The sequence below is a fragment of the Paraburkholderia tagetis genome (assembly GCF_022213065.1).
Lineage (GTDB): Bacteria > Pseudomonadota > Gammaproteobacteria > Burkholderiales > Burkholderiaceae > Paraburkholderia > Paraburkholderia tagetis.
Window position 1 is genome coordinate 1 of the sequence record NZ_JAKLJA010000095.1, and the last position, 6,731, is coordinate 6,731.

The window sequence follows — 6,731 nt, forward strand, 5'->3', positions numbered from 1 at the left end:
GAAACAGCTCCACGCCGATGATAGTGCGGATTGCCCGTGTGAAAGTAGGTAATCGTCAGGCTCCCTATGCAGTATGTCCAGAACCCCGGTCGCTCCGAAAGAGCACCGGGGTTCTGGCGTTTGAGGCGCGGGGAATCGTAAGCGCTATCCAGTGCTAAATAGGCCAGGATGTGCTCACTGTTTTTTCAGTGGACATACCGCATCTGCGGCGCGGCTTCGCCGTCAGGCCGTATCGCCCACCTCGCGAATCGGGATCACGGTGCGGCCGCCACAGTTGCGCAACAGGTCGCGCAATTCGTTGATGACCGGGAACACCTCGTGGTTCCAGTCGGCACCCTGCCTGTCGTGGGCTTCCTGCTCGCGCTCGACGATCCAGCGGTCCTCCCTGAAGATGCGTTCGGTGAACCAGACCAGCAGTGGCCATGCCAGGTCCAGCGCAAACGGAACGCCGGGCCTGCGGATGGAAAGCAGGCCGAACGTCCGGTTGGTGCGCTGCGCCGCATCCAGTGGCACGTAGACGATCCACAGGTCCATCACCAACGTGCCATCATCCGAGCGGATCTGCAGGGTCTGGTATGGATAGCCGGTGCGTACCGTCATCACGTCCTTGTTGTCCCGGTCACCGTCCGTCTTGCTGGCGCCAAACACCAGGGCCTCGCCTACAGGCTGCCTGCCTTCCCGCACGAACGTGTAGTCCACCTCCATCCAGTCGTCTCCGCGACGACGGGCCAGCGAGCGCGCCCGCATCTGCCCCATCTGACGCCGGTGCAGGAACTGGTGGTTCATGTCCATCAGGTTTTCGTGCATGAAAGAGTAGTGGCACTTGACCTCACGGCCAAAGCGGCGCGTCTTGTATGCCTTGTCTGCCACCGATGGCAGGGTGGGCAGCTCCCGTTCTTGAGCAAGCTCAATATCGCCGGGGAAGACAAAAATCAGGCCGTGCACCTCCTGGCAGGGATAGGCGCGCACCCCGTTGGGCAGGCGCTCACGTCCGAGGTATGGCACGTCGACGCAGCGGCCTGTGCAGTCATAAGTCCAGCCGTGATAGCCGCAGCGGAGCGACTCCCCTGTTACCACGCCCGCGTGCAGCGGCACCTGCCGGTGGGCGCAGCGATCTTCGAGTGCGAACAGCGTACCGGAGGCGGTACGCGCCAGCACGATCGGACTGCCGGCGAAGTGCACCCCGACGGCCTTGCCCCGCCTGACCTCGCTCGACCATGCCAATGGATACCAGTGATCGGGATGGATGGGCACCCGGCGCAGGTCGCGCACGGGTGCGCCTGCGGGTGGGTCGAAGGCACCGCTATCCAGCAAAGGCACTGCACGCATGACGCCTCCTTGCATAACGGGAACTTCGAACGACGCTGCATGCAGCATTCGCTGCCCGGGGATCTTGCCCAGTCTACGCGAAGTGGGGCGACTCGCCGGAATCCTGTGGCGGGAGGGGGAGGGGCATAGCAGTTTCGGCCATTCGCCCGCATCCTGGCGTGGCGGATATGGCCGACAACGTCCGCCGGAGTGTTGTCGCAGCACGCTATGTCTGCTATGGAAGCGGCGCCCAACTATCCTCGCCATCGCATCGAGCAACAGCCGGAATTGGCCGGCGGACGTTGGACGTTCGTGGCGCTGCGCCCCGCCCCTTTCCCTTTCAGTCCCTATCCCGCAACCCGATAAAATTGTATCCATTGCATGTTGCATTGCACAATATCTTTTGGTATTATTTAGGATTCCCCAATCTGCGCACATCGGATCCCGCCGGAGGCATTCCCGCCTCAATTGTCCGTGCGTCTTTCCACGATTCCGTTCGCACCCCAACAGATCAAATCGATCTGCCGCCATGGCTGCAACGATCGTCGGCCAACCTGTCGAGGAGAATGTAGTGGCAAACCCAGTTCGCGACGAAACAGCGTCCCGCGTGATCGCGGTTGCTTCAAAGGCCGGCCGCCGCGCACGAAAGGGAAAGTCCTGGTCCGTCCACACAACGCTGGACATCGAGTCGATGGCACGACAGGACGCGGAGCGTCAACGCCAGATGCGCGCGCTGATCGCGCTGGGCCGTGAGCGCGGCTATCTCACGCACGTGGACATCAATGATCACCTCTCGGACAACGTTACGCAAACGGCTGCGATGGAGACAATCGTCAGCACGTTCAGTGACATGGGAGTGGCCGTGTACGAGCAGGCGCCGGACGCGGCGACGCTCCTGTTAAGCGGCGCCACGCTTGCCGTGGCATCCGACGATCAGGCGGTCGAGGAAGCGGAAGCTGCACTGTCGACCGTCGATTCCGAATTCGGCCGCACGACTGATCCAGTCCGGATGTACATGCGTGAGATGGGGGGCAGAGAACTGCTGACCCGCGCCGGTGAAATCGAGATCGCGAAACGCATCGAGCACGGCCTGCACGCCATGATTCAGGCGATCGCCGCGTGTCCCTCGGTCGTGGCCACCATTCTTGCCGATGTGGAACGCATTGTTGCTGGCGAACTGAGTATCGACGAACTGGTCGCTGGCATCAGCGACGAGGTGAGCGAAAGCGCAATGATGCAGGACTCCGAAGGCGATGAGATGGGAGACTCCGCCTGCGGCGATGAACCGGACGGTGACGACGTTGAGCCGGACGCCGGGGATCCGGAGGCAGCGAATGCAGCCCGCCTCGCGCAACTCAGGAACGACAGTCTTGCGGTTTTTGCACGTGTGCGTGCACTGTTCGGGCAGTTGCCGGATATGCCGGTTACTGCCAGGGCCGGTTCGGCAGCCGTGGCGCGAGTGCGCGCGGAGATCCAGCGCGAACTGGCGACGATCCGCTTTACGGCCAGAACCATTGATCGCCTGTGTGCCAGTGTGCACGAACAGGCAGCGGAGGTTCGTGCGATCGAGCGCAGCATCCTGCAGGTCGCCGTCGAGCGTTGCGGCATGCCACGCGAGTCGTTTGTGGAGTCGTTCCCGGGTCACGAAACGGATCTTGAATGGACCCGCCGCATGGCGGCCACTTCACGGCAGTATGGCGCGTCGCTCGAGCGACATCTGCCGGCGATTCAGGCCGGGCAGCAGAAACTCGCTGACATCGAGGCGAGGATCTCACTGCCACTGCAGCAGCTCAAGGAGATCAACCGCGGGATGAGTGCCGCGGAGTTGAAAATGCGGCAGGCCAAGCGGGAGCTGATTGAAGCGAATCTTCGTCTTGTTATCTCAATTGCCAAGAAATACGTGAACCGCGGCATGCCGTTCCTCGATCTGATCCAGGAAGGCAATATCGGCCTGATGAAGGCGGTGGACAAGTTCGAATACCGGCGTGGCTGGAAGTTTTCGACGTACGCCACCTGGTGGGTCCGGCAGGCGGTCACCCGTGGGCTTGCCGATCAGGCCCGGACCATCCGTGTGCCGGTGCACCTGATTGAGGCGATCAACAGGCTGAACCGGATTTCGCGCGAAATCCTGCAGCAGACGGGACAGGAAGCCCATCCCACTGTCCTTGCCCAGCGTATGGAGATGTCAGAGGATAAAGTACGCGGTATCCTCAGGGTTGCGAGGCAACCCGTGTCGCTCGAAACGCCGATGGGCGACGACGCTGACGCGACGCTCGGTGACCTGATCGAGGATGTCCGCGCAAGTTCACCGGCTGAGGCAGCAATGCACGCGAGCATGCGTGCCGCAATCGATGAGGCGCTCAACGGGCTGTCGCCACGCGAGGCCAAGGTCCTGCGGTTGCGATTCGGGCTCGATACGACCTCGGAACACACGCTTGGAGAGGTCGGCGAGCAGTTTGGCGTAACCCGTGAGCGAATCCGCCAGATCGAGATCAAGGCGATGCGCACGCTGAGGGATCCCATTCGCGCTGACAGGTTGAGGCCGTTTGTCGAGCGCTGAGCAATGGCGGGGCACGCCCCCTGTCGACGCCCGGTTCCACACCGGCAGCGATCCTGCATCGGCCCGATCGCTGCCCCGCAGGACGCGTATGTTGCCCGGGAAACTTACAACGGCGTGATGTTCGCTGCCTGTTTCCCCTTGGGGCCCTGCTTGACTTCAAAACTCACCTTCTGGCCTTCCTGAAGGGATTTGAAGCCAGCTCCCTGAACCTCGGAGAAGTGCGCGAACAGGTCTTCACCGCCGTCGTCCGGCGTGATGAAACCAAAACCCTTCGAATCGTTAAACCACTTGACGGTACCGGTAGCCATGTTCTGAATGTTCCTGGGAAGACAGGGTTGTAGATGATGCCACGGGCCTGCGCCAGTGGTGCGGCCATGTTGTAGCACAGGCGAGCGATTGCCGGCTATCGAGGTTTTCGAGCGGCACCGGGGAACCGCACGTTGCGCGCAATCCGGCCCATTGCCATGTGCCATCGACACCGGTGCGCTGACGCAACCGGTTTTGCCCCGTGTGGAGCGGGGAGCGCCTCTTTTGGCTGCGGGTAAGGCCCTACACAGGGTGGGAGCAAACCGGCGGCGATCACACGGGTTGGGGAGTGAATCGGAACCGGTCAGGCGGACCCGTTCTCACGGATCCCGATATTCTCAGCTAATGTGGTCCTACAAGCCCCGATGTAACCGGGTCCTGCGTCGGATGTCATCGAGCCGCTACACCTGTGGCAAGTCCGGGCGGTGCTGCTTCCTGCGTGGCTCCCGCCCGTGCCGCCTTCGTGCACGAACCGGAGGAACCCGTGAGCCGCCTCGTCGTCGTTTCCAATCGCACGGCCGATCCCCGCAAACCTGCTGCCGGTGGACTCGCGGTGGCGGTGCGGGAAAGCCTGCAGCAAACCGGGGGGCTCTGGTTTGGCTGGAGCGGCAGGGTGGAGCACGAAGCGGTCGCCGACCCGGCCAGCCAGGGCCAGCTTCACTTCCAGTCTGCTGGCGAGGTGATGCTGGCGACGCTGGATCTGAGCCAGGAAGATCACGACGCGTACTACCTCGGTTACGCCAACGGCGTGCTGTGGCCCGTGTTCCACTATCGCCTGGACCTGGCCAATTTTGATACCCGCTTCGCCACGGGCTACCGGCGGGTGAACCGGTTGTTCGCGCAGAAGCTGCTACCGCTGCTCAAGCCAGAAGACCTGATCTGGGTGCACGATTACCATCTGATTCCCCTGGCCGCCGAACTGCGCGCACTGGGATGTGGAAACCGCATGGGTTTCTTCCTGCATATTCCAATGCCGCCGCGCCTGATCATGGCGGCGATTCCGGAGCACGAATGGCTGATGCGTTCGTTGTTCGCCTACGATCTGGTTGGCTTCCAGAGTGAAACGGACGTGACGCACTTCTCCCACTACATTGCAGCGGAAGCACAGGCGGAACAGTTGAGTCCCGAGCGCTTCCGCGCCTTCAACCGGACCCTTCGGGTAGGCGCCTACCCGATCGGCATCGACGTCGACGACTTCGTTCGCCTCACGAAGGCGAAGGAAGGGCGAGACACGTTTTTGCGGATGCGCGAGGAATACGCGCGACGCCGCCTGTTGCTCGGCGTCGACCGCCTCGACTATTCGAAGGGGCTGCCACAACGTGTCCAGGCATTCCGGGCCCTGCTCGAGCGCTATCCGGAAAACCGTAACAGTGCAACCCTCATCCAGATTGCTTCGCCGAGCCGCGAGGACGTCGGCGCCTACGGTGATCTGCGCCGCCAGATGGACAGCCTGTGCGGGGCGATCAATGGCGACTACGGCGAACTGGACTGGATGCCGGTGCGCTACATCCATCGCAATGTCGCCCGCAGGCGTCTGCCAGGACTATACCGCGCGAGTCGGGTCGCACTGGTTACCCCTTTGCGCGACGGGATGAATCTCGTCGCGAAAGAATTCATCGCCGCCCAGGACCCGGCTGACCCGGGGATGCTGGTGCTGTCCCGCTTCGCGGGCGCCGCAGAGCAACTGAAGGAGGCGTTGCTCGTCAATCCGTACGACATACAGGGCACGGCGGAAGCGATCCAGCGCGCGCTGACGATGCCCGTCGAAGAACGAATCAAGCGGCACGAGGCGCTGCTGAGCCGGATTCGCAAGCTCGACGTTCACTGGTGGTCTTCATCGTTTCTGCAGGCGCTGAAGCACGTGGAACAGGACGTGACTGACTGACGCTTGGAAGAAATCGGCGGTGCACGATCCCCTTTGTGGGTGTGACCGCATATGCATTTTCGCGACCATTTTCGCCGCAGACTGATGGCTTTATGGCGCCATGCGTTCAGCGTTCGACCCGGAGTCGCGGGCGGGCGCAAGCGGCATGTGCGCGACGCAGTGGCCTCGAACCTATAATCGGTTTGCTGGCCACGCGTTCGTTGGACCCTCATGCAAGGGGGCGTGGCGCCAGAGCCGAAGCCGTGGAGGCGGCAATGCGCTTCGATGCATTTTCCTTTGGGTCCATCCGTATAGATGGCGTGACTTATGAGCATGACGAGGTGATCGATCGCGTGCAGGTTCGCAAACGCAAGAAGAAGCCGTCCCAGGTGTTCCGCGAAGCGTTCGGGCATACGCTGCCGCCTTCGCGTGTCGATCCTTTTGACAGGCGTTGCCATGTTGCAGGAACGTTTTATCTACTTTCCTGAGAAGGCTGCAATCGAGGACGTCGTTTCCGATCGACTTGTGGCCTGGCCGACTATGGGGGCGTTCCGAGGCCTGGTCGGCGAACCGTGCATATTCCACGCGTACTCGAGCGCGAATTCCACGGCGACCCGAGCACCGATTCCACGATGACCCGAGCGCGAATTCCACGCACACCCGAGCGCGAATTCCACGCGTAAGCGAGCAGTA

At 62.2% G+C, this 6,731-nt stretch carries 5 protein-coding genes; 3 read left to right on the forward strand and 2 right to left on the reverse strand.

Annotation, left to right across the window (positions count from 1 at the left end; translation table 11 throughout):
• Positions 1 to 222: 222 nt before the first annotated feature.
• Entirely contained in the window at positions 223 to 1,329 is a 1,107-nt protein-coding gene (locus L5014_RS38165) for an aromatic ring-hydroxylating oxygenase subunit alpha (RefSeq protein WP_238469035.1), read from the reverse strand.
• Positions 1,330 to 1,837: 508 nt separating this feature from the next.
• Between L5014_RS38165 and rpoD the strand changes: the two genes are divergently transcribed.
• A complete protein-coding gene (gene rpoD / locus L5014_RS38170; RefSeq protein WP_238469036.1) occupies positions 1,838 to 3,868 on the forward strand; it encodes an RNA polymerase sigma factor RpoD in 2,031 nt (676 codons plus the stop codon).
• Positions 3,869 to 3,972: 104 nt separating this feature from the next.
• Here the strand turns inward: rpoD and L5014_RS38175 are convergent, their stop codons facing one another.
• A complete protein-coding gene (locus tag L5014_RS38175; RefSeq protein ID WP_133198258.1) occupies positions 3,973 to 4,176 on the reverse strand; it encodes a cold-shock protein in 204 nt (67 codons plus the stop codon).
• A 482-nt stretch (positions 4,177 to 4,658) separates the two neighbouring features.
• Here L5014_RS38175 and otsA point away from each other — a divergent pair, with 482 nt between their 5' ends.
• Together otsA and L5014_RS38185 are read left to right on the forward strand one after the other, a co-directional pair.
• Complete coding sequence (gene otsA, locus L5014_RS38180) at positions 4,659 to 6,059, forward strand: alpha,alpha-trehalose-phosphate synthase (UDP-forming) (protein ID WP_238469037.1); 1,401 nt, start codon at positions 4,659 to 4,661, stop codon at positions 6,057 to 6,059.
• Between the two features lie 254 nt (positions 6,060 to 6,313).
• Positions 6,314 to 6,526, forward strand: coding sequence for a hypothetical protein (locus tag L5014_RS38185; protein WP_238469038.1), 213 nt, complete (start codon positions 6,314 to 6,316; stop codon positions 6,524 to 6,526).
• The last annotated feature ends 205 nt before the right edge of the window (positions 6,527 to 6,731 follow it).